The organism is Frankia sp. AiPa1 (genome assembly GCF_023243075.1).
Classification (GTDB): domain Bacteria; phylum Actinomycetota; class Actinomycetes; order Frankiales; family Frankiaceae; genus Frankia.
On record NZ_JALKFZ020000176.1, the window covers coordinates 97,239 to 122,680 of the forward strand.

Here is a 25,442-nt window from a genome sequence, read left to right on the forward strand (position 1 = left end):
GCCAGCAAAACTCAACCCGTATCCAGACGGAGCCGCGGAGAACGGAACCGCTATGCCTGCTCACGCGGCTCAGGAGTAACGGTTGACCCGACCGACACCGAACGCATCGTGCCGCGCCGGCGGTACAGCCACGTCCCCAAAGCAGTCAACAGTGCAACCGTGCCGCTCCCGGCACCCCACCAAAAGAATCCCCAGACGATCGATGCCCAGAGGGTGAACGCCAACGCATAGGCGGCCTGCACGACAGCGACTGCCACGGTGCCCGCAGACTCGCCGTGCCGGCGGCGCACAAACGTCACCAGCGGCCCTTGCCCGAGCATGTTCGTGGACTGGAGCACGAGCAGAAAGATCCAATCAGCCTGCCCAACCTGGCTGTCCACCACCGAATCATCGCACAATGCCGATCAACCCGCAGCAGGCGCGGCAACCCCTACAGATGACCTGACTCCGCCAGCAGACGGCGGCAGCGACGGACATCCGCCACGGAAACGGCGGTGTTGCCGGAACCCCTTCGGCGGTGTTGGCGCGACGCGGTAGGGGCATCTTCTCCAGGTGAGCAGATACGCGCCCACCAGCACCGATGACCACGCGGACAGCCCGCGCGCCCATCCGGATGATGCCGGGCTCGACGGTTTGGCGACCGAACCGACGGCGGGCAGGCGGACGCCGGATGGACAGGCGCCGGATGGACAGGCGCCGGATGGACAGGCGCGCGGGTACCCGCCCTCAGGCTGCGGCTCGCACCACCGCACCCGGGAGGCCCTGGACGACGACACGGCCGAAGCGGTCGGTCGGCTCAGCGAGGCGCTGGAGTGGGTCGAACGGGCCCGGGGTGCGCTGTACGAGTTCCATCAGCTTTCCGGGCACGCCGACCTGGTCCTCGGCGACGCCGTCGACCAGCTGACGAACTCCGGCCATCGCCGGAGCGCGGACCTGCTCCGCGAACGGCTGCTCGGCCGAAACGTCCTGGACGGCCGCTGGACGTTCCAGATCGTCGAGGAGTACGACGATCTCTACTACCGGCCGTTCGTCGAGGTCGACGAGGAGGTCCGGCGCCGGCTGACCGGCGGCCAACGGCACGTCCACGAGGCGCGGATGAAGGCCCGCGAGCGAACCCGCGCCGGCCGCGACCCGTGGGGCCCAGGCCCCTGACCAGAAGCGTCGTGATCCAATCCTGCCGAAGGTTAGTGAAGCATTTTGGCCCTCAATCCGCACCAAACCTTCGGCACCGCTGCGTAGCCAGTCCGATGCAACTCCGTGTCAGCGAAACGGGCATACGATCCTCAAGATCGCCACTTGTGGTGACGATCTTTGCCGCACCGGGGTGGCCCGGCCTATGCGTCGCGTCGCTTGGCGAAGATGATGCCGATCACGAACAGGCCGACGCAGACCGCGGCGAAGTAGACCAGCGAACCCCAGGGACCCAGCGGCATCCCATCGATCACCGGCGGGCCGTCCGAGTGGTGTGGGTGCCCGGCGACGACGAAATTGTCACCGACGGTGAACGGAAGCCAGTGCTGGATGTGGTCGCCGATCCGCGGGATCGCCGGCAGCAGGTTCTCGAGCAGGAACAGATAGACGAGCTCGATCACGATCGCGCCAGCCGACTGCCGGACGATCAGGCCGACAGCCATCGCGAACACCGAGGCCAACAGGTACACCAGGCCGACACCGAACACATTGCGGTATTCCTGGGCCGAATGGAGCGCCAGCGGGGCGTCCGGCTGGATCAGCCGGGCGATGCCCCAGGAGCCGACGGCGGTGATCTCGCCTACGATCCCGGCCAGCCCCGCTACGACGATGCCCTTGGCCACCAGTGCCGGTGTGCGCCGGGGTTCGGCGAGGAACGTCGTGCGGATCGTGCTGAACCGGTATTCCGTGGTGACGGCGAGGGTCGACATCACCATCATCACGACGAGCCCGAAGTTGTAGGCGAACTGCGTGACGTCCGGGGTGAAGTCGGGCAGGTCCTTCGTCTTGGTAGTGGCGGCGAAGATAGAGGTCAGCCCCACCGTCAGCGCCGTCGCGAGGATCATGCACCACCACGGTGAGCGGGTGGAGAACAGCTTGATCCGTTCCACGGTGAGCAGCGTCATCGCGCGTTGCCTCCCTGCGTCCCCGCGCCCCCGACGGACGCACCCCCGGCGGCCGCGCTGCCAACCGGCGGCGGCACCGTCACTCCCGCGCCGCCCGGCCCCGCCGGACCGACAGGACCGACAGGACCGACAGGACCGTCCGGACCGCCAGGACCACCCGGACCGGCGGGACTTCCAGCGTGGTACTCCACGTCCTGCCCGGTGAGTTGGATGAAGGCCTGTTCCAGCGAACCGCGCTGCGCCGTCAGCTCGTGCAGCACCAGGCCGAGCTGTCCGGCCAGCTCGCCGACCTGCTCGGTGGTGGCGTTCGGGACCAGCAGCGCGGCCGGTCCCTCGGCACCGGCCGGCACGTCCCGGACAGTGAGGCCCTGGCCGGCGAGCGCGCCGTGCAGCCGCTCGATCTCGGGCCCGCGCACCCGCACCGCGGATTCGGACGCGTTGTCGATGAACTCCCGCGTACTGGTCTGCGCGATCAGCCGCCCGCGGCCGATGACGACGAGGTCCTGCGCGGTGAGCGCCATCTCGGACAGCAGGTGGCTGGAGACGAACACCGTGCGACCCTCGTCCGCCAACCGATGCATGAACTGCCGGATCCATAGGATCCCCTCGGGATCCAGCCCGTTGACCGGCTCGTCGAACAGCAGAACGCCGGGGTCGCCAAGCAGCGCCGTCGCGATGCCCAGGCGCTGCGACATGCCGAGGGAGAACCCGCCAGCGCGCTTTCCGGCCACCGAGGTCAGCCCGACGGTCGCCAGCACCTCGTCGACCCGCTTGACGGGAATGCGGTTGGCGGCGGCGATCCAGCGCAGATGCGAGCGGGCGGACCGGTTGGGATGCACCCACTTCGCGTCCAGCAGGGCGCCCACCTGACGCATCGGATGGCGCAGGTCGGCGTACCGCTTGCCGTTGATACGCACGGTGCCCGCAGTCGGGTTGTCCAGCCCGAGGATCATCCGCATGGTCGTGGATTTCCCGGCGCCGTTCGGCCCGAGGAATCCGGTCACCTTGCCTGGCGCCACCGCGAAGGACAGGTCGTTGACGGCGACCGTACGTCCGTACCGTTTGGTGAGGCCTCGTGCCTCGATCATTCGTCTCCTTCGACGGGTATCTGTCCGCACGCGGCAGCCAGCGCCACACACCGCTCACCGCCGCAGGGCGCCTACCCGTGGGCCACAGGCCCATCGTGGCGGAACCGTCCTCGATCCGACCAGGCCTGCGGCCCTGCGGGCCGTGTCGGCATGGCGACAGGGCCCGGCGACACGACCCGACGGTACAGCCCGCCGCCCAGCGGCCCGGACCGCCTCACAGAACGCGACGGCCGGTGAGAATCTCCTCGGCGAGTTCCGACACCCGTCGGCGTTCATCCCGCGCCGTCCGCCGCAGACGCTCGAATGCCGTCACCGGGTCGGTGCGCATTGTCGCCATCAGATAACCCACCGCACGTTCGATCGGGACCCGGTAATCCAGCGCGTACTGCAGCTGCCGGGCCAGCCGATCGTTGCGGTCGGCGACGAGACCGGCCAGCAACAGGTTTTCCAGCACCCCGCCGAAGTGCACGATCGCGTCCCGCTCGCTGTCGGTCCAGGCTCGGGCCTGGTCGTCGGCGACGTTGAGCGTGCCGATCGGCCCGCCGGCAAGCCGGACCGGAACACCGAGGACCGCTCGCACGCCGCCCGCGGTCAGCGCTGGCCCCACCCGGGGCCACCTGTCGTCCCGCGCGACGTCGTTCGACGCGACGATCTCGTCCACGATGAACGACTCGACGCATGGCCCCTCGCCGAACTCCTCCTGGAGCCGTTCGAGCAGTGCTCCCGTGCTGTCGGAGGCGGCGATGCTGCGCAGGGCGCGATCGGCATCGACGAGCAGCACCCCCGCGCCGGCGAGATCGAAGATCTCAGTCACCGCCCGGACGACCTCACTCACCAGCTTGGCGAGTTCGACCTGGCTGGGCGCCAGGTGGTGCAGCCGGGCAAGACTGGCGTCCAGCCGCACCTTGTCGATCTCCACGATCGCGCTCCCGCCTCTACGGCCCGCCGTACGCCGGACATCCGCACGGGCCATCCCGCTGCCGTCCGGCGGCCCGGGACAGGTCGGGTGGCCGCCGGCGGCTCCGTCGCGCTCGACTCATCCTGCCGGACCTCCGCGCGGGCTAGCTGCCGACTCGGCGGCTAGGCACCGGCGTTGTCCAGCGACGAGGCACCGCCGCGCCGCGTCGCGGGCCCGCCCGACTCGGCGGTGGCGGCGTGGCCGTGCGGGTCAGCCGTGCCAGCGGGGCGGATCGCGTCGTCTGCGTCGTCCGGCTCGAGCCGGGACGAACGACGACGGCGCACTCCGACGTCGACCTGGCGGCGCACGGTGCCGTCGAAGGCGGCCGAGCGTTCGGCTTCGATCGACGAATTGATCATCTTGAGGAGATGCTCACGCTCGCCGGCGCTCATCCCGGCCATCAGGCTCGCGACCAGCTCGGACCCGCCGTCGACGGTGACCGCCGCGGCCTCGGCACCCGCCGGTGCTGCCAGGGACGGTGCTGCTGGGGACGGGGTCGCCTCCTGCGCGGCACTGGCCGCGGGAATTGCGGTAGCGCCATGGGGCTCGCCACCCGGTTCGTGTCCCATTGACCGGGGAATCCCGGTTCCGTCTGCGGGCATGCGTCACTCTCCGTGACTCGGCCGCAGACACAGGGCAGGCGAATTGATCGGTTGCTGGACAGAGTATCGCACCAGCTCGCGGACCGGCAGAGGCCGTCAGCCGTTGATCACCTCCGCCAGCCGGGCCCACTGCGCCCGAGGCAGCTCCCGCGGGGTATCCGTGATCACCTGGATGGCGACATGGTCCGCCCCCGCGGCGTGGTGCTCGGCGATCCGGGCCCGGATCGCCGCGTCGTCACCCCAGGCGACGAGCGCGTCGACGAGCCGGTCCGAGCCTCCGTCGGCGAGATCCGCGTCCGTGAAGCCGAGCCGGCGCAGGTTGTTCGCGTAGTTCGGCAGCCCGAGGCTGTGCCGCAGGCTCTGCCGGGCGATCGCGCGGGCCTGCCCGGCATCGGTGGCGAACACGATCCGCTGCTCGGGGGCGAGCAGCCGGTCCGGGCCGAGAATCTGCCGGGCCCTGCGGGTATGTTCGGGAGTGACGAGATATGGCACCGCGCCCGCGGTCCGATCCGCGGCGACGCCGAGCATCCTGGGCCCGAGCGCCGCGAGCACCTGGTCCTCCCGCGGGACGCCGAGCTCATCGAGGGTGTCGAGATAGTCGAGCAGCACCTCGACCGGTTTCTCCCAGGGACGACCGGTCGCCCGCTCCACCGGGTCCCGATGGCCGACCCCGAACCCGAGCAGCAGCCGGTCCGGGTGCGCCTTGGCCAGCATCGCGTAATGGTCCGCGGCGACGTCCGCCTTCTCCGTCCAGATGTTCAGGATGCTCGTGCCGACCACGAGCCCTTCAGTGCCATCCAGGATGGCCGCGGGGAGCTCCAGGTCCCCGCCCGCCGCACCGATCCATACCGTCGGGATGCCCATCGCCGCCACCTCGACGGCGATCTCCGTCCGTGTCCGGACGTCCGTCGGCCATTGCCGCTGAGCTGCCCAGAGCCCGATTCTGCCGACCTCAAGTACCACGACGAGCCCCTTCCGCACAGGGAACTGCGACTGTCCGCATCAACAGCCCATCACGATTGCTACCCCGAGCACACGCCGGCTATGTCGGCCTGTTTCCCCGGGCTGAAGGACCCGGGTGTCTCGTCCGTCCGAATCGGGTGCCCACCGGCCTCCCGGCTCCTGGGCCCTGCCCCTCAGGCCCCTGGACCTCGGCTGGACTCCCAGTCCGTGGATACCGCGCCGTTACCGGGCGGACGCCGTGGTGACCGGATGCTCGGGGACCGCGGTGGTCTGCGAGGCGGCAGCCTGCGGCCGCAGCTCGTCCAGGGCAAGCTGACGCGCCGGTGGGCCGTCCAGGACGAGCCGGGAGGTCATCGTCAGATCCGCGGCGACACACAGCAGCTCGCCGCTGTCCATCAGGCGCCAGCGCGGATCCTCGTCCATCCGCTCGCTTTCCACCACCACTGCCGGGAGATCGAGCAGATCCAGGGAGCGAACCCGGATCTCGCTGAACGGGCTAGCGTGGTCGAGATGGCGCGCGTTGCGCCCGCCCGGGCCGCGGCGCAGCACGTACAGGCTGTTGGTGTCCGGGTAGCGCAGCGCCCACAGGTCCCGGCCCGCGAGCAGGACCATGTTGATCGAGTACATCGGCAGGTTGCCCGCGATCCAGCGGGCGGCGGACGCGATGCCCTCCCCGACATCCCCGTCGTGCCGGTCGATCTCCCGGGTGATCAGGGCCAGGTACAGCTCGGAGTCGGTGTCGCCCCGCACGTCGGACCCGGCCGGGCCGAGCTCGGCAGCCAGCCGATCCAGCCCCTCGATCACCCCGTTGTGCGCGAAGATCCGGCCGTCGCGAACGAAGGGATGCGTGTTCTCATCGCTGGCGCGCCCGGTCGAGGCGTGCCGCACGTGCGCGACAAAGGTCGTCGACGTGATCTCCTGCGGCTCCCGGGCGAGCACTGTGTCCGCCCGGCCGCGGATCGCCTGCTTCACGACCAGGGGCGACCCGTCCGGATCGAAGGCGCCGGCGCCGGCGCCGTCCGGCGGACGACGGGCGGCCGCGCGCGGGCTGTCCACCGCGTCCAACAACCAGAACGTCGCGCTGATGGGCGTCGGCCCGCTGCTCATCGCGAACAGGTGGCACATCGGCGTCTCCTCCCCTCACCTCGACATCTCACGACCTCGACGCCACACGCTGGGCCCTGACGACCCCCGGCCTCGAAAGCTCTTGTTCCCCTCCGCGTGACGGCCATGCCCGAGAGCGAACGACATTCCCGACACCCGGCATTCCCGTCACCGGGAGCCCAGGTCGGCCGTCGGGCCGGCCTGGGCTCCGCGCGTAACGCCAACAGGCGGGTCCACTCAGCCATAGTTTCGTTTCGTTTCATCACTCGCTGCGCAACAGAAGAACATGGAGTGGCCAGCCCATCCGGTTCGGCCGCCGGACGGTGGCCGCGCAGCCAACAGCCACCCGCCGCCCCCTCTGCCCCAGCTCCGGTTCCCTCCTCCCGCTGAGGTACCACCATCAGGCCGCCACCCTCCCCGACCCGCGAGGCAACCGACCATCGCATCCGCCGGGCACTCGGGCCACTGCCGCTGTGCTGCGGGTTTGGGGCCCAGACGGCTACCAGACCCCCCGCCGCACCCGCAGCCACCACCTCGCCGGCCGGGCGCGTCAGGACACCCGAAGGATCCAGGAACGCCCAAGTTCGTGCAGGTGGCCGTCATCGGGTGTATACATTGACGTAATTGTCGTGTTCGCATTTATGAGACAACCAAGCCACCCGGCATTGCTACCAAGCAAGAATGACGCTCTTAAGCGGGATGAATCGTACATACAGCCCCGACGATCAGGGCATACGTCCATGATCAACCCAATCGGGGTACGCACCGGCAGGTCGGCAACCATGGTCAACACTGGGCATAGGCTGCCGCAACCTGCCCAAGGCGGTTAAATCGCCGGCTACGTTCACCCAGGATTCGCTGCTCCGTCCACGCGGCCGGAGTACCGTAGCCCCGACATTGCCCCCACGTGACCTGCACGTGTCGGCGCCGGGTGGTGGGACGGAGACACATGGCGGATTCCATCCGTTCGCGGCGCACCCTGTGCATCGCGTTCCTGTGTGAACAGTTTCCACCGGTGGTCTGGGACGGGGCAGGTAGTTACACGGCGACGCTCGCGACCGCATTGGCAAAGCTCGGGCACGAGGTTCATGTCGTCTGTGCCCAGGGGCATCGCGTTGTCGACACCGTGCAGGACGGCGTGCACGTCCACCGTCGTCCGTTGTTGCGCGTGCCGATCAGCCGCGGGCTCGGGCCGGTCGGTACCTGGCTGCGTGGGCCCCTGTACCCGCGTGACTCGATCAGCCTGCGCGCCAGCCTGCCCCTGTCCTACACAGTGTGGCTGCGCCAGCTCGGGCTGCGTCCCGACGTCATCGAAACCCAGGACGGGGAGACCCGCGGTCTGCTGCAGGCGATGGCCCACAGCCGGCCGCTCGCCATCCACCTGCATTGCCCGACGATGCTGACGGTGCGGCTCGCCGGCGCGCCGATCGGCCCGAAGGGGCGCCTCGCCGACCGGCTGGACCGCGTGTCCGCCGACAAGGCCGACGTGGTCACTTCCCCCTCCCAGCTGCTCGTCGACACACTGCGGGACCGCGGCTGGTTGGACGGACGGGAGGTCGAGGTGATCCCGAACCCGTTCGATGCCATGCCGTGGCTTGGCATCCCCGACGTACGTGACACCCGTCCGGTCGTCGCCACGGTCGGCCGGCTGGAGGCCTACAAGGGCGTCGACGTGCTGCTGGACGCGTCCGCCCAGTTACTGGCCGCCGGAGTGGAACATCGGCTGGTGCTCGCCGGGCGGCCGGCCGGCGAGATCGGCGGCGTGCCCGCCGGCACCTGGCTCGAACGCCGGGCCCGCCTGCTCGGCCTGGACGTCGAGTTCACCGGGCACCTCGGTGCCGACCAGGTGCGGGAGATCTATCGACGGGCCCGGGTCGTCGCCGTGCCGAGCCGGTTCGAAAGCTTCTCGATCGCGGCTGCCGAGGCGATGGCCGCCGGCCGTCCGGTGGTGACGACCAAGCGCACGGGTATCGCGCCGTTCGTCGAGCGCTGGGGTGGTGGCGCCGCCGTTCCCGTGGGCGATGCCAGGGCGCTCGCCGACGCACTCGCGCCGTACCTGCTCCATCCCGCCCATGCCGCCGCCGTCGGTACCCAGGGGCGCGTCGGCGTCGCCGAGATCGACCCCATGTCGATCGCCCGCCGCAAGGAGGAGGCATACCGGTACGCGATCGCCCGGTTCGCCGCTCGCCCGCCCACGTCGCGCAGCCGCCGATCCGCCGGCGCCGCAATGGCTCTGGCCGCCGGTTCCACCCAACCGGCCGTGTTCCCGGCCGAGCCCGAGCCGCTCCGGGCGCCGGCTCCCATCCAGCCGCCGGAGCTCGCACGTCAGAATCCATCCCGGGGCGTCCACGGGCCGGTCTGAGGGCGCACAGCCCGGCGGTGATCAGCCCGGCGGGGTGTCCCGCCAGGGTCGGGGGAAGTCCAGGTGGTGCAGCGCGCCGGCCTCGACGTACACCTCGTGCCGGCTACGCAGCGTCGCGAGCAGCGGACCGGTCACCGGAACGTCGCCCGGATCGCCGGTGCCCACCTGGGTGGCGTGCTCGGCAAGCGCCCGGCGTTGGCGTTCCCGCAGGCCGCGCGCATCGACGAGCAGCGGGCGGCCCTCGCGCAGCCGGCGAACGGGTTCGAACAGCAGTCGGTTGGCCGACCGGTCTCGCGTGCCGTATCCCCGCGTCCACGGCCAGTGCGTCCAGAACCACACTGTGTATTCGAGGAGCTGCCCGGTGAACTCTGCCGCGGCCGCGGCCTGGGTCGCCGCATCGTGGGTCGCGTCATGATCAGGATGGCCCTCGCAGGAGGCCGGCACCAGGATCTGCGCCGGACGGCGAGCCCGGATGATCTCAGCCAGCCGGCTGGCGATGGCGTCCAGCGAGCCACCGAGCTCCGAGTCGGGGAAGCCGAGGAACAGCACGTCGGTCTCGGTCACACCGAGCACCGCGCAGGCCCGGCGGGTCTCGGCCTCCCGCACCTCGACAAGCTCGTCGGGCGGCAGTGTCACCGGCTCCGCCTTGGATCCGTCACTGACGATGACGATCGTCACCGGCGTCCCGACCGCCCGCTTGCGTATCACCGCGACCGCGCAGCCCAACGTCTCGTCATCCGGATGCGGCGCCACGACCAGGCACGACGACCGGGCCATGCTGGTGGTGACGTCGGTCCCGCGCCGCGTCCACACCCACCGCAACGCCGACCGGGCGAGCATCATCGCCTCCGCCCGCGCGGCCCGCGGGTCGCGCGGCATCGACTGCCAGGTCATCCTCGCCACCGCCTCCCCCTCTGCTGTTCCCCGCGCACGGTGCACTCATCCGACGAACGCCACCATCCGACGAGGATGTGCCGACGATAGCGCCACTCGTCGCCGGCCCCGACGCAGGCAGCGTCGGACCTGACACCAGGCGTCAGCGCGACCCACGGGGCACGCCGGCGCGCACGGCTGCCGCGCCCAGGCCGGCCCCGCGCGCGGCAGCACTCCGCGGTGCGGCACCACGCGGTCCCGCGCCACGCGCAGCCGCGGTTCGCGCGACGGGGGACGGTCCGGGAGCTCGGGCAGCAGGGATGCGCGGGACGGGGGCGGGCGAGAGAAGGGCGGGTGGGACGAGGAACTGTGGGACGGGGATGCCCGGGATGAGGCAAGCCGACCGGGCCGCCAGGAGTTCCCGCAACTCGGCGTGGTTGGGCAGGGCCTCGTAGCCCCCGGCGCGGCCGATCGTGAGGGCCGCCGCCCGCTGCGCCGCGTGCACCGCGGCCCGCGGCGAGTCGCCGGCCACCAGCCGCGCGGTGAACACCGCGGTGAACGCGTCACTCGCCGCGGTCGTGTCGACGACCTGGGCCGTCGGCGCCGGGTGGGACGAGCTCCGCTCGCCGGGGCCCGCCTCCATCGTGTGCAGCACACATCCCTGTGCGCCGAGCGTGACGCAGACGGTGGGCACCCCGAGATTCTCGGCGAGCGCGTCGGCGAGCTGTCCCGCGGGACCGTTCGCGCCGGGATGGCCGACCAGCAGCGCACGTGCCTCGGCCTCGTTCGGCACCAGTACGTCCACCAGGTCCCAGGGCATGGCGCGGACCAGCTCGGGCCGACTCGCCGCAGGCGCGGGATGGACGACGACCCATCGCCCCAGCCTGGCCGCCGCGGCGACCAGGTCGGCGGCCGCGTGCGGGAACTCGAACGTCACCACCGTCGCGTCGATGTCACCACCGCCGTCACCACCACCACCGCGATCACCACCCAGGGCCCCGCCACCGCCGCCGCCGCTCAGGGCGCGGGCCGCCTCATCGAGGTCGGCCGCCGTCGCCGCCAGCTCGTCCGGGACCCGCCAGACGACGGCTTTCTCCCCATCGGCTCGGCTGTGGACGACGCACACGGGTGTCGAGGCTCCGCTACGAACCGGCATCGCCGACACGTCCACCCCGTCGGCCGCCAGGACCGACCGGATGGCCGCGCCGACCGAATCTCGGCCCACCGATCCCACGGCGGCAACCCGTCCACCGAGCCGCGCCAGCGTGACCGCCTGGTTGAGCGCCTTGCCCCCCGGGACCGTCCGCATCGCGTCGGCCCGCAGATCGGCACCCCAGGACGGCAGCCCCGAGGCGCTGATCAGGCAGTCCAGCACAAACGCCCCGGCGACCAGGAACCTCGCCGGCCCCGTTTCCCAGCCGCCGACACCGTTGTCGGCACAGGGATCACACTCGTCGCGCTCGCGCTCGCACTCGCCGGCGTCGTCCACGCCGACCTCTCGGGCGCCCGTGGTCCTCACACATCCCCCGTGCGGCTCGTGATCTGCGGGCTTCGTCACCCGCCACTGTCTCGGGCAAGCAGGCCGATCCGTGGCGAGAACCGCACGAACCGACGCTCCGTGGCCACCGTAGTTGAACCCGAAATCCTCTCTTTTAATGCCCCAACACGAATACCGAACAGTCACCGCAGGATAGCCGAGTACCAGACACTCAGTACGTTCCGTTGCTTGAAAATTTCACCGCGTCGATCTCGTCCGTAGGCAGACGTTGCCGGATCGCCCTGCGAGACCGGACGGATCGATCTCACCGACCATCCCGACCGGGCGCCACCCCGCGATCAGACGGCGACGGCCGGAAAGGCGGGCCGCGTGGCACCCGTCCGGATTTCCCCCGCCGGGCAACCAGCTAGCCCGTGATCACAACAAGAATCGACTGGCCGCCCTCGAACCGCCCACTCCTGATCATGTCCACAACCGCGAAAAGCATCTTCGCGACGTAGACGCGCTCCACCGCGAACCCATGCCGCCGCTCCAGGCCAGCCGCGAAGGCCATGAGTTCGGCTGGCATTCTGGCGAACCCTCCGAAGTGATAGTCGAGTTCAACCGTCCAGTTTCCGGTAACTTCGCCAAAGGCCTCACCCTGTAGCCGCCGGACCTCGTCACGCAGATATGCGGCGCCTTTGAGCACGGCGATTCCCACCGCCCGCGTTCTGCCGCCGGGACGCTGGTCAAGCCCATAGCTGAGCCCGGCGAGTGTCCCGCCAGTGCCACACGGGCAGATCACCGTGTCGTACTCCGCGTCCAGTTCCGCCGCGATTTCGGCGCAGCCGCGCACCCCGAGCGCGTCCGAGCCGCCCTCGGGAATCAGATAGAATCTTCCAAACCGCGCCGAGAGCTGGTCCAAGAATTCCTGAGCTGTTTTCCGGCGGTATTCGCCACGGTCGACGTAGTGCAGCTTCATCCCGTCTTCACTCGCGGCCGCGAGCGAGGGGCTGAGCGGCAGGTGTTCCTCACCCCGGATCATTCCGACCGTGCCGATCCCAAGGATTCTCCCGGCCGCGGCCACCGCCCGAACATGATTGGAATAGGCCCCGCCGAACGTATCGATCCGCTCGTGACCCTGAACAGATCTCCCGCTCGCGCCCGGGTTCACCGAGCCAATCTCACTTTCCGTGATGGCCCTCGGGGGTGGTGGCGAGGGTGATGAGGAAAGATGTCGCCTTTCCCGGGTTTTTCGTCCGATTTGTTCGTTTGTGACCCTGTAGAAGCGACATGGAGAGTTGCGAAGGCCGAGCCGTCGTCACGCATGGCGGCGAGGAGGGCGGTGGCGGGTCGGCGGTGGGGAGAGGGCTCGCTGGTCGTGACGGCCGGAGCTGATGGTGATGGCAGGGACACCGTGCACGGACGGCAATCGGAGGCTGGAAGGCGGCCACGCGGCCCGCCGGGCGGTCTACGTGCCACCGAGGACGTCAGACGTGGCCCCGAGCCGACACTGGCCCGAGCCCGATCGGGAATCGGGCAGGAACGGAACCAGCTGGAGATCGGGCGGGAACCGACCCGGGATCGAGCGGGAACCGACCCGGGATCGGGCGGGAACCGGCGGGTCTGCCGTGAAGGATCATCATGGTCTGCGGGAGAAAGTGAGCGGACCGGAGAAGACGCATGCCGCAGGTGTAGCCGCGTTCGGCGTCAGAAGCTTGCATCAGTGGAGCGGGCGACGGGAATCGAACCCGCGTTGCAAGCTTGGGAAGCTCGTGTTCTGCCTCTGAACTACGCCCGCGTAGTGCATCCGCATCGTACCGGATGGCCGGCCCGTCGCGACAGGCCGGCCCTGGCAGGTCGTCCAGCGGGTCAGCCGTCGACGGCGCCTCCCAGGCGCGCCGGGGTGGTGGTCGTTGCGGGCTGGGAGCCGCTGCCGCTGGGGCGCAGCGAGCGCAGTGGCTCGCGACCCGCCGGCTGTTTCGGGCGGTCGAGGACCGGAGCCGGCGGGACCTCCAGGCTCTCCGGCTCGCCTGGCTGTACACGTACCGTCTTGCCGTGGTGTAGCAACGTCATCGCCGGACCGGAGGACACGGTGTACGTCGCCGTCGCGTCGGACACCTCGACCCGCAGGTGACGGCCCCGGACGCACAGGCCAAAGGCGAGCCGGGTGATGCCCTCGGGCAGCCGTGGGGAGAACTCGATGACCTCTCCGGTGTCGCGCAGCCCGCCGAATCCCTCCACCAGCGCGATCCAGCTGCCGGCAAGGGAGGCGATGTGCAGGCCGTCGCGGGTGTTGTGCTCGATGTCGTGCAGGTCCATCAGGGCGGCCTCGCGCAGGTAGTCGTGCGCGAGGGAGAGATGGCCGCATTCGGCCGCGAGCACCGCCTGGCAGCAGGCGGACAGCGACGAGTCCCGAACCGTCAGCCCCTCGTAGTAGGCGAAATTGCGAATCTTCTCGTCGTGGGTGAACGCGTCGCCGCAGCGCTGCATCGCGAGCACCAGGTCCGCCTGCTTGACGACCTGCTTGCGGTAGAGGTCGAAGTAGGGGAAGTGCAGCAACAGCGGATACTGCTCCGCGGCGGTGTGCTCGAAGTCCCACACCTCGTGCTCGGTGAAGCCCTCGGACTGCGGGTGGACGCCGAGATGCGGGTCGTACGGGATGAACATGTCCTCGGCGGCGTCCCGCCAGGAGGCCGTGACCTCGGCGTTCACCCCGAGCTCGGCGGCCTTGTCCGGGTGGCGGCGGGCGGCCTGGGCGGCGGCCAGCAGATTCCGCTGCGCCATCAGGTTGGTGTAGACGTTGTTGTCGGCGATCGCCGAGTACTCGTCCGGGCCGGTCACCCCGTCGATGCGGAAACGTCCGTCCAGGTCGTGGTGACCGAGGGACCGCCACAGCCGGGCTGTCTCGACGAGCAGCTCCAGGCCCGCCTCGCGTTCGAACCGCTCGTCCTCGGTGACGTTGACGTAGCGGGCCACGGCGTCGGCGATGTCGGCGTTGACGTGGAAGGCCGCCGTGCCCGCGGGCCAGTACCCCGAGCACTCCTCGCCGTGGATGGTCCGCCAGGGGAACACGGCGCCCTGCAGGTTGAACAGCTTGGCCCGCTCCCGGGCCAGCGGCAGCGTCGCGTGCCGCCAGCGCAGCGCGTCCCGGGCGGCGTCCGGTGCGGTGTAGGTGAGCACCGGCAGGACGTAGGACTCGGAGTCCCAGAAGGCATGCCCGTCATAGCCGGGCCCGGTCAGCCCCTTGGCCGGGATCGCCCGCCGCTCGGCCCGCGCCCCCGCCTGCAGGACGTGGAACAGCGCGAACCGGACCGCCTGCTGCACCTCCGGGTCGCCGTCGACCTCGACGTCGGCCCGCTCCCAGAAGGCGTCCAGGTACTCCTTCTGCTCCTGGACCAGCCCGGACCAGCCGGTCTGGCGGGCCGCGACCAGCGCGGCGGCTGCCTGGTCACGCAGCGCCGCCAGCGAGCGCTGCTCGGACCAGCCGTAGGCGAGCCACTTGACCATCCGCAGCTTCTGACCCGGCTGAAGGACGACCGTCGCGGTGACCCGGCCGCCATCCGGCTCGCATTCGGTGTAGATCCCGAGCGATTCCGGACCGTCGAAGTGATGGTCCATCGCCGCTGCCACCCGGATCTCGCTGTTGCGGGTGATGTGCAGCGTCTCGACCTTCGTACCGTCCGCGCGGTGTAGCTCGGAGACCAGCGGCGACTCGAGGGCCGCGGCGGCCCGCGGATCCCCCTTGAACACCGGGAGCTGCTCGTTGGCGACCAGCTCCGACTGGACCACCACCCGCGCCGGGTCGTCGACCGCCTCGACCTCGTAGTAGAAGGCGGCGATCGACCGCTGCGAGAACGAGACCAGCCGCTCCGAACGCACCCGAATGATCTGGCCGGTTGGCGAGGCCCATTCCACCTCGCGGCGCAGGACACCCTCACGGAAATCGATCACCCGCTGATGCGAGCGCAGTTCCCCGTACCGCACGTCGAACGGCTCGTCGTCCACGAGGAGACGGATCAGCTTGCCGTTGGTGACGTTGATGACCGTCTGCCCGGATTCCGGATATCCATATCCGGCTTCCGCATACGGCAATGGCCGCAGCTCGTGCACCGAGTTCAGGTAGCTGCCAGGCAGGCCGTGCGGGTCGCCCTCATCAAGATTCCCGCGCAGGCCGATATGTCCGTTCGACAGGGCGAACAGGGATTCGGATCGGCCCGGATCATCGGCGTCGAGGCCGGACTCCCGCAGCGCCCACGGCTCGATCAGGTAGCTCGCCTTGTCGATCATGCCCGGCCACGTGCAGGGGCTGCCGAGGAAGGGGCACTGGACCCACCGGACAGATGAGTCGGGTCGGACGGGTCGGACGGGTGGGTGGCGCCGGGACCCGGCGCAAGCAGTTCGGCGAGGTCCCGCACGACGATGTCGGCACCGTGCTTGCGCAGCGCCTCGGCGTGTCCCGCACCGACCCGGTCGACACCCACCACGTACCCGAACCCACCGGCCCGCCCGGCCTGGACCCCTGCCAGGGCGTCCTCGAAAACCACCGCCTGCCCGGGCGGCACGTTCAGGATCCGGGCGCCGGCGAGGAACGTGTCCGGCGCGGGCTTGCCGGGCAGATGCTCACGGGACGCGACCACCCCGTCCACCACCTGGTCGACCAGGGCGTCGAGCCCCGTGACCCGCAGCACCTCGACGCAGTTCGCGCTCGAGGAGACGACGGCGCGCGGCACACTCCGGGCGACGAGCTCCTTGAGGTAGCGCACCGAGCCGGGGTAGACCTCGACTCCGTCGGCCTGGATCCGCCGCTGGACCAGAATGTTCTTCCGCGTCGCCAGCGCGTGCACCGTCAGCGCGGACGGTGGATCATCGGATGTCCCGTCGGGAATCCCGATATGACGCGAGGCGAGAAACGCCCTGACCCCGTCGACGCGGGGCCGGCCGTCGACGTGGTCGGCGTAGTCGTGGTCGATGTCGAAGGGAACGAACGGCTCGCCGCTGCGGCGAGCCCAGTTCTCCAGGAACTCGTCGAACATCTCCTTCCACGCTGCCGCGTGGACGGTGGCCGTGTTCGTCAGTACACCATCGAGATCGAACAGGCATGCTGTGACGCGATCGGGTAGCCCGAGCATGGTTCTCCCGCCTGTCTCCGTTGTGGCCATATCTTCTTGGCCGTCCCCTGTGGCCGTCTCTCGCCCTTCGGCCGGAGCGCTCGCCGACCCGGTCTTCGCTGACACGGTCTTCGCTGACACGCCCATCTCCTACCCGTGTCACGCTACGCACCAACTACCCGGGCACCCACCCAGACATGCGGGGCACACGGGCGGACATCGGATGTCGGGCGCCGAACATCGAGGTGCCCAGACGCCCGGATCGACCGGCGTGACATGCTCTACGGTGTGCTGCTGTCCGACCGCGACATCCGGGCTGAGATCACCGCCGGCCGGGTCCGCCTTGATCCCCACGAGCCCGGCCTGATCCAGCCGTCCAGCGTGGACCTGCGCCTGGACCGCTGGTTCCGGGTCTTCGCGAACCACCGGTACAGCCACATCGACCCCTCCATCGAGCAGGACGAGCTCACCGAACTGCTCGCCCCGGACGGCGACGAGCCGTTCGTCCTGCACCCAGGTGAGTTCGTGCTGGGCTCGACACTGGAGATCATCACACTGCCCGACGACCTCGCCGGACGGTTGGAGGGCAAGTCGAGCCTGGGGCGTCTCGGGCTGCTGACCCATTCAACCGCCGGCTTCATCGACCCCGGGTTCTCCGGCCATGTCACGCTGGAGCTCTCGAACGTCGCCACACTGCCGATCAAGCTCTGGCCCGGAATGAAGATCGGCCAGCTCTGCCTGTTCCGGTTGTCCTCCCCTGCCGAGCACTCGTATGGCTCGCCCGTCTACGGCTCGCGCTACCAGGACCAGCGTGGCCCCACCCCGTCCCGCGCCCACCGCGACTTCACCCGTTGGGCCGTCCGCGACACGTCCTGACGTCCTCTTGCGATCCGGCTGGCTACCTGTCCGCCACCTGCGTCTGCCCGCTGGGAACGGGGCCGGGCCCGGCGCCTGAGCGGCGGCCGGGCCCGGAGGTCACGGTGAGAACGGGGTCGTACGGGTCAGGCGACTGGCTCCGCGGGGGCTGGTGCTGCCGGGGCTGCCGGGGCGAGTGAGCGGGCCAGCAGTTGGGAGACGTCGAGCACCTCGACGCTTTCCTTCGCCTCACCGGCGAGCTTCTTCTCGGTGACGGCGTCGGTCAGCATGACGATGCAGAACGGGCAGGCGGTCGAGACGACGTCGGGGTCGAGGCCGAGCGCCTCCTCCATCCGGTCGACGTTGACCCGCTTGCCGATCTTCTCCTCCATCCACATCCGCGCGCCGCCGGCGCCGCAGCAGAAGCCGCGGTCCTTGCAGCGGTGCATCTCCTGGCCGCGGATACCTGGGATGGCCTCGAGGATCTCCCGCGGCGGCGTGTACACCTTGTTGTGCCGGCCGAGGAAGCACGGGTCGTGGTAGGTGACTGAGGACTCCACCGGGGTCACCGGCACCAGCTTGCGCTCCTCGACCAGTTTGCCGAGCAGCTGGGTGTGGTGGACGACCTCGTAGGTGCCGCCGAGGGAGGAGTACTCGCGGGCGAGGCTGTTGAAGCAGTGCGGGCAGGTCGCCACGATCTTCTTGACGCCTGTTTCGTTCAACAGCTCGATGTTCGCCTTGGCAATCTCCTGGTAGAGGTACTCGTTGCCGAGGCGGCGCGCCGGGTCCCCGGTGCAGGACTCGTTCGTACCGAGGATGGCGAACTCGACCCCCGCGGTGTGCAGCAGTTCGGCGAAGGACCGGGCGACCTTCTTGGCCCGGTCCTCGATCGCTCCGGCGCAGCCGACCCAGTAGAGGTACTCGACGTCATCGGGGATCTGCTCGCCGTCGCCGATGACGCGGACGTCGAACGGAAGGCCCTCGGTCCACTCGGTGCGGGTGCGCGGCGACACGCCCCAGGGGTTGCCGTTGTTCTCCAGGTTGCGCAGCATGACGCCGGCCTCGGACGGGAACGCCGACTCGATCATCACCTGGTATCGGCGCATGTCGACGATGTGGTCGACGTGCTCGATGTCCACCGGGCACTGCTCGACGCAGGCACCGCAGTTGGTGCAGGACCACAGCACGTCGGGGTCGATGACCCCGCCCTCCTCGGCGGTGCCGACAAGCGGGCGGTCGACCTGGGGCTGACCGGGCTGCGGCACCCGGCCGAAGCCGGACTCTGGCACGCCGTGGTGGCCGACGCCGGCATCCTCCTCGACTCCGGTGACCGCCTTCGGCGCCTCGCCACCGCCCTCGCCGTCCCCGGCGCCGCCCGCGGCCAGCAGATACGGAGCCTTGGCGAACAGGTGGTCGCGCAGGTCCATGATGAGGAGCTTCGGCGAGAGCGGCTTGCCGGTGTTCCAGGCCGGGCACTGGCTCTGGCAGCGACCGCACTCGGTGCAGGTCGCAAAGTCGAGCATGGCCTTCCAGGAGAAGTCCTCGACCTTGCCGACACCGACGATCGGCTCCTCCTCCTCCATCAGCTTCTCGATGTCGGGGGTGGTCGCCAGCGGGCCGAGCGCCACCGGCTTGCGCTTGAGCACCACGTTGATCGGCGCCAGGCCGATGTGCAGGTGCTTCGAGTACACCACCAGCACGGAGAAGCCCATGATGACCGCGAGGTTGAGCAGCAGAAACGCGGTCTCGATGTTCTCGTTCGCGCCGTGCGAGAGCCCGGAGAAGATGCGGCTCACGCCATAGGACGCGAAGGCCCACCTGGTTTGGCCCTGCGGCAGGTTGCCAGTGTTCCACTGCGCGCCGCGGTAGATCAGCAGGGTCACGATGACGGCCGTGATCAGGCCGAGAATGACCCAGGCCGGCCCGGTGTGCGAGCCGTAGAACCGGGACTTGCGCTCCAGCCTCGCCGGCGCGTTCTTGAACCTGATGATCGTGAAGGTGAGCAGACCTGCGAGCACGGCGACGGCGAAGAAGTCCTCCAGGAAGCCGACGGCCGCCCAGTGCCCGAACAGGGGGATGTGGAAGTCGTCGTCGAACAGGCCGCCGAAGGCCTCGATCACGGTCAGGATGAGAACCGTGAAGCCCCAGAAGGTGAAGAAGTGCGCGAGGCCCGGCACGGACCACTTCAGCAGCCTGCGCTGACCGCCGACCTCGCTGATCTCGGTCCAGATGCGGCCGGGCAGGTCATCCAGCCGACCCTCGGCTGGCTGGCCGGACCGGATCAGCCGGAACAGCCAGAACACCCGGCGCCCGGCAACCGCGAGAGCGATCAGGGTGATCGCTCCACCGATCGCAAGTCTCACAGCATCCTCCATCTGGACCCACCGCTTCGGGCGAGCCTACTCGTACTGGCCAGTAACTTATGCGGCGAGTGAGCTGAGCCACCCGCCCGACGTACGGCACCTCGGCCGTCCCTCGCCTCCGTTCGCGGCCCCGAGCAGGACCGGGAACCGATGCTGCGGACCAGGACCGGGAACCAGTGCCGCGGGCCACGGCGCAGGGGTAGCGCGTCCACCCACCCCCGACCCTGCCACGGTGTGGTCCAAGCGGCCCGACATAGGAGGTCCGAAGGTCCGATCGCCCGCACGGTTGCGCCGAGCCTGCTACTTTCGGTGCCATACACCCAATCGACACGCAACGCTCCGCACCCGTTTCGACTACCCCGCCGCCACGGTTCGGCACCGTCGGGTTCGGCCGGCGGTCGAGCCTGGCAGCAGGGGCGCAGCCGGCAACGAGCACCAACCCGGATCACGCCCCATCCCCTCGCCGGCATCTCGGTCTGCCGCCGAGAGCGTCCGCCGATGATGTCAACCCTTGTGTCCCAGACACAATCGACGCACCATAGGATGCGCCTCTCGCCCACGGTGACCTGGCAGTCGGATCACGCGCCCCACCTGGCTCATCAGGGTGAGTGCGGCTTCGGCGCCAGTGCCGCCGCGCCGGCGTCCGGTGTCCGGTGGACGGGCCCCTACCCACGTTGACGACCCCTGCGAACCATGGTGGGCACGATGGCGACGATCACCCGGCCGACGATGACCCGAGTCGGCCGTCCCGGTCATTCCCTGCAGACCGAGTACCAGCGGGCTCGGGAGTCCCTGGCGCTGGTCCGGCGGGACCGACTGGCCCGGCAGCTGCCCCGCACGGCCGCGCGCTCCGCGGTCGTCGGGCTGGTCCTGGCGCTGGTCATCGGGTTCGGGCTGGGGCAGCCGGGGGCGGCGGTCGCCGTGTTCTTCGTGGTGTTCCTGGCCTGGCCGGCCGGCATCGTCGTGGCGTCCTTCGGGGTCGCACCTGACATCGAGCTGCTGCGCGAGGGCGCCGAGGCCGAGCGCAGGACGGCGCGGGCCATCGCCCGGCTGCGGCGCAACGGCTACCTCATCCTCCACGACCGCGCCGTGCCCTACTCTGACGCGACCATCGGTCACCTGCTGATCGGGCCGGGCGGGGTGATGGTGCTCGGCAGTGACAACACCAAGGGCACGCTGCGCTACACCAAGGGCGGCGCGATCTGCGACGGTGAGTCGCTCAAGCCCGTCATCGACCGCAGTTCCTGGCTCGGCGGCGAGGTGCGCAGCCAGATTCGGTCGGCCCTGCCGATGCTCAAGATCCCGGTCAGCCCGATCCTGGTCATGGTCGAGGCGAACGTGCTGTGGAGTGACGGCGCGCTCGAGGGCGTTACGATCATCAGCATCAAGGATGTGGCCAACTTCATCCGCAAGAAGCCGGGCCGGCTCAACCCAGGTGAGGTGCGGCAGATCGCCACCGCCTCGGAGCGGCTCTTCCCCGCCTTCACCGCCAACCAGCTCGCCGAGCACGTATCCGTCGACCGAGACCAGTGGCTGACGCTGATGGACGCGCTGCGCACCATCCGCGAACGCGACGGAGACGCCAGCGACATGCTCGACCGTCTCGCCCAGATCGAGGCCGACCTCGGGCGTCAGGCCGATGCCGGCTCCCGCGGTGGCGTGCCGTTGGCGGTTGCGGGCCAGTCCGAGGACCCGCTCGGAGACCTCGGAGACCTCGGCTCGGTCGCGGACGGCGTCGAACCCGACCTCGAGCGGACAGGGGGTCCGGACGATCCCGGTCCCAGCCCGATCACGTCGATCGGGCTGGGCGCGCCGGAGCGCAGCACTCCCCGGCCGCGGCGCGGCCGCATCCTCGCCGCCGTCCGGCTCCCGCGGGAGACCTCCGAGCGCCCCAATGGTCCCGGCGACCAGCCCGCCGACCCGCCCCCCTCCGGCCGGCCCCCCGCCGACTCCTAACCTCACCTCACCTCGCCTCCGGCTCCCGCGCGCGGACGCGGGTCCGTTGGCACGTCGCCATGTGGACCACATGGACGGCCACCGCCGCCATTGGACGACCAGCGCGGTCAGGCGCCGGAGTCGTCGCCGAGTCAGCCGGGCTCGCCGGTGGAGCGGCCGGGCTCGGCCGGTGCGGCGGGGCCGGCTCGCCGGTGCGGCGGGGTGGCCAAGTACCAAGGCGGCCAAGGGCCGAGGTGGCACGCGAAGATCGCCGCGAGCCACCACTGGTCTCCCTCTCGTCCTGGCCTCGGGACTCGCGGTCACGCATCGCCATTGCGGCTCTTGTGCTTTTTGTCGGCTTTCGGCGCCACCGAATGATTTCCGTGGGCCTTCTACAGGGTTCTCGGGGAGTTATTTCCCTTTCGTCCCTGCGAAGGGACCACCGCCCGGCCGTGCGCTGAGGTCATCTCCGCCCGTCCCCGCTACTCGAGGCTCGACGGTCACCGAGAGCATCGATCGACTCGATGGGCGCGATGCGGAGACGTCCGAAGGTATGAGCTTGAGGGCACACTTCGAGCGTGTCGCGGGCGCCGAGCCGGGGGATGCTGGTGATGCGATAAAGTTGAGCGTAGATGACTCACCTCGCCCCGACTGCACCAGGCGTTCGAGTCCTGAGCGAGGTAGACTCAACCCACTGAGGCGTCCTACCCTTAAGAAGGCCGCGCCCCCGAGTGACCCTCGGTGAGCGCGGACTACCGAGAGGTCCCACCCCCACGAGGTCGGCTCCGCGCATCGTTGAGCGAGCGCCGACATGGATCGAGAGGCACACAGACATGGCACGAGCGGTCGGCATCGACCTCGGCACCACGAACTCCGTCGTGAGCGTGCTCGAGGGTGGCGAGCCCACGGTGATCGCCAACGCCGAGGGCTCCCGGACGACCCCGTCGGTCGTGGCCTTCGCGAAGAACGGCGAGGTCCTGGTCGGCGAGGTCGCCAAGCGTCAGGCAGTCACCAACGTCGAGCGCACCATCCGCTCGGTGAAGCGTCACATGGGCACCGACTGGAAGATGACGGTTGACGCCAAGGAGCTCACCCCGCAGGAGATCAGCGCCTTCATCCTGCAGAAGCTGAAGCGGGACGCAGAGTCCTACCTCGGCGAGTCCGTGGCGGACGCGGTCATCACCGTCCCGGCCTACTTCGACGACGCGCAGCGCCAGGCCACCACTGAGGCCGGCACGATCGCGGGTCTGAACGTTCTGCGGATCGTCAACGAGCCGACCGCCGCCGCGCTCGCCTACGGTCTCGACAAGGGCGAGAAGGAACAGACCATCCTGGTCTTCGACCTTGGTGGCGGCACCTTCGACGTGTCCCTGCTGGAGATCGGCGACGGCGTGGTCGAGGTGAAGTCCACCTCCGGCGACACCCACCTCGGTGGTGACGACTGGGACCAGCGTGTCACCGACCATCTGATCAAGACATTCAATGGTCAGCACGGGGTCGATCTCGGCAAGGACAAGATGGCCCTGCAGCGTCTGCGCGAGGCCGCGGAGAAGGCCAAGATCGAGCTTTCCCAGTCCAGCCAGACCACGATCAACCTGCCCTACATCACCGCGTCCGCCGACGGTCCGCTCCACCTCGACATCGCGCTTACCCGCGCCGAGTTCCAGCGGATGACCTCGGACCTGATCGACCGCTGTAAGCACCCGTTCCAGCAGGCGGTCAAGGACGCTGGCATCAAGGTCAGCGACATCGACCATGTCGTGCTCGTCGGTGGCTCCACCCGGATGCCCGCCGTCGTCGACCTGGTCCGCGACCTCACCGACGGCAAGGAGCCCAACAAGGGCGTCAACCCGGACGAGGTCGTCGCGGTCGGCGCCTCCCTGCAGGCCGGCGTGCTCAAGGGCGAGGTCAAGGACGTCCTGCTGCTCGACGTCACCCCGCTTTCCCTCGGGATCGAGACGAAGGGGGGAATCATGACCAAGCTCATCGAGCGGAACACCACGATTCCCACCAAGCGCTCGGAGATCTTCACCACGGCGGAAGACAGCCAGCCATCCGTGCAGATCCAGGTTTTCCAGGGTGAGCGCGAGATGGCCGCGTACAACAAGAAGCTCGGCATGTTCGAGCTGACCGGTCTGCCGCCCGCTCCCCGGGGCCTGCCCCAGATCGAGGTGACCTTCGACATCGACGCCAACGGCATCGTGCACGTGTCCGCCAAGGACCTGGGCACGGGCAAGGAGCAGTCGATGACCATCACTGGTGGTTCCGCTCTGCCCAAGGACGACATCGACCGGATGGTCCGGGACGCGGAGCAGTTCGCCGAGGAGGACCGTCAGCGTCGTGAGGAGGCCGACACCCGGAACAAGGCCGAGACGCTCGTCTACTCCACCGAGCGGTTCCTCGCGGAGAACGGCGACAAGCTCGACGCCGCGCTGAAGTCGGATGTTGAGGAGAAGCTCGGCACCCTGCGCGGCGCCGTCGCGGGTACCGACACGGCCGCCATCCGCGACGCCGCCGACGCGCTGGCGGCGGCAAGCCAGGCGATGGGGCAGGCCTTGTACACCCAGGCCGCCCAGGATGGCGCCGGTACGCCCGGCGCGGCCGGTGCCGGCGGTCAGGCTGACGACGATGTCGTCGACGCCGAGATCGTGGACGAGGAGGACAAGAAGTGAGCTCCGGCCAGTCCGGCGACTGGTGGGGTCCCGGACAGAACGAGGACGAGGAGCCTCGGGTGGTTGTCCGTGACAAGCGTCGGCTCGACCCGCAGAGCGGCGAGATCCGCCCGGAGACCAGCACGGTGGCCGCCGGTGCGTCAGGTGGCGCACCCGTCGAGTCCCGCGTCGCGGCAGATGCGGCGGACCTCGAGCTGGTCGAGTCGCTGCGGTCACAGGCGGCCGAGCGTACCGCCGACCTGCAGCGGCTAAAGGCAGAGTTCGACAACTACCGCCGACGGGTCGAGCGAGACCGGCAGCAGATCGGAGAGCAGGCCACCGCCAAGGTGCTCGGCAGTCTGCTGTCCACCCTCGATGACATCAGCCGCGCCCGTGATCATGGTGATCTGGAGGGGCCTTTCAAGGCCATCGCCGAGGCGCTGGAGACGGCGCTGGAAGCGGCTGGTCTGGAGCGGTTCGGGACTCCTGGCGACGAGTTCGACCCGGCGGTCCACGAGGCGCTCATGCACTCGTACCGTTCCGACGTCAGCGGCCCCACCTGCGTCGACATCTTCCGGGCCGGCTACCTGCATGCGGGCAGAGTCCTGCGCCCCGCCCAGGTCGCCGTCGCCGAACCCGCTGGGGAGCCGGCCGAGCCCTTCGAGCCGGCGGTCGCCGAGACCGGCCCGGCAGGCGAGGCGGCCGATCAGTCCAGGCGGGTCCCGGACGACACCGGGAGCATTCCCGGACCAGGCAACGGCGAACCCACCGTCAGCGCCGACTGAGAGTGGGCTCGCTGAAAACAGGGTCAGGGGATCCACACAGGACGGATCCCCTGACGACGGGGCCGCCGATGCCGGACCCGCCGGAAGCGCATCCTGTGTTCTCCGGGCTTCCCGCAGGCAGGGAGCCCGGAGAACATGGGTTGCAGGTCCGTCAGGTGGGCTGCCGGGGCACAGTCCCGGCTCGCCCGGCTCGGCCGCTCGGTGGGCCGCCCGGCGGAC

The 25,442-nt window shown here is 69.8% G+C and carries 19 protein-coding genes and 1 tRNA gene; 6 read left to right on the plus strand and 14 right to left on the minus strand.

Translation table 11 applies throughout. From position 1 onward, the window contains the following. Window positions 1-50 precede the first annotated feature (50 nt). Window positions 51-380: a hypothetical protein gene (locus MXD95_RS22160; protein WP_250642611.1), complete on the minus strand. Its 330-nt coding sequence runs from the start codon at window positions 378-380 to the stop codon at window positions 51-53. Between the two features lie 172 nt (window positions 381-552). On the opposite strand from MXD95_RS22160, the gene MXD95_RS22165 reads away from it, so the two are divergent. After that, window positions 553-1,152: a hypothetical protein gene (locus MXD95_RS22165; RefSeq protein ID WP_250642612.1), complete on the plus strand. Its 600-nt coding sequence runs from the start codon at window positions 553-555 to the stop codon at window positions 1,150-1,152. A 182-nt stretch (window positions 1,153-1,334) separates the two neighbouring features. Here the strand turns inward: MXD95_RS22165 and MXD95_RS22170 are convergent, their stop codons facing one another. The 6 genes from MXD95_RS22170 to MXD95_RS22195 all read right to left on the minus strand — a co-directional run bounded on the left by MXD95_RS22170 (window position 1,335) and on the right by MXD95_RS22195 (window position 6,832). Next, window positions 1,335-2,096: a hypothetical protein gene (locus tag MXD95_RS22170; RefSeq protein WP_250642613.1), complete on the minus strand. Its 762-nt coding sequence runs from the start codon at window positions 2,094-2,096 to the stop codon at window positions 1,335-1,337. After that, complete coding sequence (locus MXD95_RS22175) at window positions 2,093-3,184, minus strand: ABC transporter ATP-binding protein (RefSeq protein ID WP_250642614.1); 1,092 nt, start codon at window positions 3,182-3,184, stop codon at window positions 2,093-2,095. Before MXD95_RS22175 ends, MXD95_RS22170 begins: the two co-directional genes overlap by 4 nt. A 214-nt stretch (window positions 3,185-3,398) precedes the next feature. Continuing rightward, window positions 3,399-4,103 (minus strand): GAF and ANTAR domain-containing protein, encoded by a 705-nt coding sequence (locus MXD95_RS22180; protein WP_250642615.1) that lies wholly within the window; start codon window positions 4,101-4,103, stop codon window positions 3,399-3,401. 161 nt (window positions 4,104-4,264) lie between these two features. Then, window positions 4,265-4,711, minus strand: coding sequence for a hypothetical protein (locus MXD95_RS22185; RefSeq protein WP_250642616.1), 447 nt, complete (start codon window positions 4,709-4,711; stop codon window positions 4,265-4,267). 129 nt (window positions 4,712-4,840) lie between these two features. Beyond that, complete coding sequence (locus MXD95_RS22190) at window positions 4,841-5,707, minus strand: LLM class F420-dependent oxidoreductase (protein WP_250642617.1); 867 nt, start codon at window positions 5,705-5,707, stop codon at window positions 4,841-4,843. 222 nt (window positions 5,708-5,929) lie between these two features. Further along, window positions 5,930-6,832 carry a class II glutamine amidotransferase gene (locus tag MXD95_RS22195; RefSeq protein ID WP_250642618.1) on the minus strand — a complete coding sequence of 301 codons (903 nt, stop codon included), beginning with the start codon at window positions 6,830-6,832 and terminating at the stop codon, window positions 5,930-5,932. A gap of 928 nt (window positions 6,833-7,760) precedes the next feature. On the opposite strand from MXD95_RS22195, the gene MXD95_RS22200 reads away from it, so the two are divergent. Further along, entirely contained in the window at window positions 7,761-9,173 is a 1,413-nt protein-coding gene (locus MXD95_RS22200; protein ID WP_250642619.1) for a glycosyltransferase family 4 protein, read from the plus strand. 21 nt (window positions 9,174-9,194) lie between these two features. Here MXD95_RS22200 and MXD95_RS22205 read toward each other — a convergent pair whose 3' ends face one another. The 6 genes from MXD95_RS22205 to MXD95_RS22230 all read right to left on the minus strand — a co-directional run bounded on the left by MXD95_RS22205 (window position 9,195) and on the right by MXD95_RS22230 (window position 16,655). Next, complete coding sequence (locus tag MXD95_RS22205) at window positions 9,195-10,067, minus strand: PIG-L deacetylase family protein (RefSeq protein WP_250642644.1); 873 nt, start codon at window positions 10,065-10,067, stop codon at window positions 9,195-9,197. Between the two features lie 142 nt (window positions 10,068-10,209). Beyond that, window positions 10,210-11,565, minus strand: coding sequence for a carbohydrate kinase family protein (locus tag MXD95_RS22210; RefSeq protein ID WP_250642620.1), 1,356 nt, complete (start codon window positions 11,563-11,565; stop codon window positions 10,210-10,212). A gap of 385 nt (window positions 11,566-11,950) precedes the next feature. Then, window positions 11,951-12,697 carry a 1-aminocyclopropane-1-carboxylate deaminase/D-cysteine desulfhydrase gene (locus MXD95_RS22215; protein ID WP_250642621.1) on the minus strand — a complete coding sequence of 249 codons (747 nt, stop codon included), beginning with the start codon at window positions 12,695-12,697 and terminating at the stop codon, window positions 11,951-11,953. 553 nt (window positions 12,698-13,250) lie between these two features. Continuing rightward, window positions 13,251-13,324: transfer RNA gene (locus tag MXD95_RS22220), tRNA-Gly, on the minus strand. 71 nt (window positions 13,325-13,395) lie between these two features. Continuing rightward, on the minus strand, window positions 13,396-15,813 hold the full coding sequence (locus MXD95_RS22225) for a glycoside hydrolase family 65 protein (protein ID WP_250642622.1): 2,418 nt from the start codon (window positions 15,811-15,813) through the stop codon (window positions 13,396-13,398). Continuing rightward, window positions 15,810-16,655: an HAD family hydrolase gene (locus MXD95_RS22230; protein ID WP_250642623.1), complete on the minus strand. Its 846-nt coding sequence runs from the start codon at window positions 16,653-16,655 to the stop codon at window positions 15,810-15,812. The genes MXD95_RS22225 and MXD95_RS22230 overlap by 4 nt, the downstream gene beginning before the upstream one ends. A gap of 267 nt (window positions 16,656-16,922) precedes the next feature. Here MXD95_RS22230 and dcd point away from each other — a divergent pair, with 267 nt between their 5' ends. Then, on the plus strand, window positions 16,923-17,510 hold the full coding sequence (dcd, locus tag MXD95_RS22235) for a dCTP deaminase (RefSeq protein ID WP_250642645.1): 588 nt from the start codon (window positions 16,923-16,925) through the stop codon (window positions 17,508-17,510). Between the two features lie 125 nt (window positions 17,511-17,635). Here the strand turns inward: dcd and MXD95_RS22240 are convergent, their stop codons facing one another. After that, on the minus strand, window positions 17,636-19,852 hold the full coding sequence (locus MXD95_RS22240; RefSeq protein WP_250642624.1) for a (Fe-S)-binding protein: 2,217 nt from the start codon (window positions 19,850-19,852) through the stop codon (window positions 17,636-17,638). 705 nt (window positions 19,853-20,557) lie between these two features. Here MXD95_RS22240 and MXD95_RS22245 point away from each other — a divergent pair. The 3 genes from MXD95_RS22245 (at window position 20,558) to grpE (ending at window position 25,223) form a co-directional block, all read left to right on the plus strand. Further along, a complete protein-coding gene (locus tag MXD95_RS22245) occupies window positions 20,558-21,808 on the plus strand; it encodes a nuclease-related domain-containing protein (RefSeq protein ID WP_250642625.1) in 1,251 nt (416 codons plus the stop codon). Window positions 21,809-22,620: 812 nt separating this feature from the next. Then, entirely contained in the window at window positions 22,621-24,459 is a 1,839-nt protein-coding gene (dnaK, locus tag MXD95_RS22250) for a molecular chaperone DnaK (protein ID WP_250642626.1), read from the plus strand. Then, window positions 24,456-25,223 (plus strand): nucleotide exchange factor GrpE, encoded by a 768-nt coding sequence (grpE, locus tag MXD95_RS22255; RefSeq protein ID WP_250642627.1) that lies wholly within the window; start codon window positions 24,456-24,458, stop codon window positions 25,221-25,223. Before dnaK ends, grpE begins: the two co-directional genes overlap by 4 nt. Window positions 25,224-25,442 lie beyond the last annotated feature (219 nt).

Coding starts and splice junctions, on each gene's coding strand:
- MXD95_RS22195 (WP_250642618.1), bottom strand. CDS start 6,832: ATGTGCCACCTGTTCGCGATGAGCAGCGGGCCGACGCCCATCAGCGCG.
- MXD95_RS22185 (WP_250642616.1), bottom strand. CDS start 4,711: ATGGGACACGAACCGGGTGGCGAGCCCCATGGCGCTACCGCAATTCCC.
- MXD95_RS22225 (WP_250642622.1), bottom strand. CDS start 15,813: ATGATCGACAAGGCGAGCTACCTGATCGAGCCGTGGGCGCTGCGGGAG.
- MXD95_RS22200 (WP_250642619.1), top strand. CDS start 7,761: ATGGCGGATTCCATCCGTTCGCGGCGCACCCTGTGCATCGCGTTCCTG.
- MXD95_RS22175 (WP_250642614.1), bottom strand. CDS start 3,184: ATGATCGAGGCACGAGGCCTCACCAAACGGTACGGACGTACGGTCGCC.
- dnaK (WP_250642626.1), top strand. CDS start 22,621: ATGGCACGAGCGGTCGGCATCGACCTCGGCACCACGAACTCCGTCGTG.
- MXD95_RS22245 (WP_250642625.1), top strand. CDS start 20,558: ATGGCGACGATCACCCGGCCGACGATGACCCGAGTCGGCCGTCCCGGT.
- MXD95_RS22170 (WP_250642613.1), bottom strand. CDS start 2,096: ATGACGCTGCTCACCGTGGAACGGATCAAGCTGTTCTCCACCCGCTCA.
- MXD95_RS22230 (WP_250642623.1), bottom strand. CDS start 16,655: ATGCTCGGGCTACCCGATCGCGTCACAGCATGCCTGTTCGATCTCGAT.
- MXD95_RS22205 (WP_250642644.1), bottom strand. CDS start 10,067: ATGACCTGGCAGTCGATGCCGCGCGACCCGCGGGCCGCGCGGGCGGAG.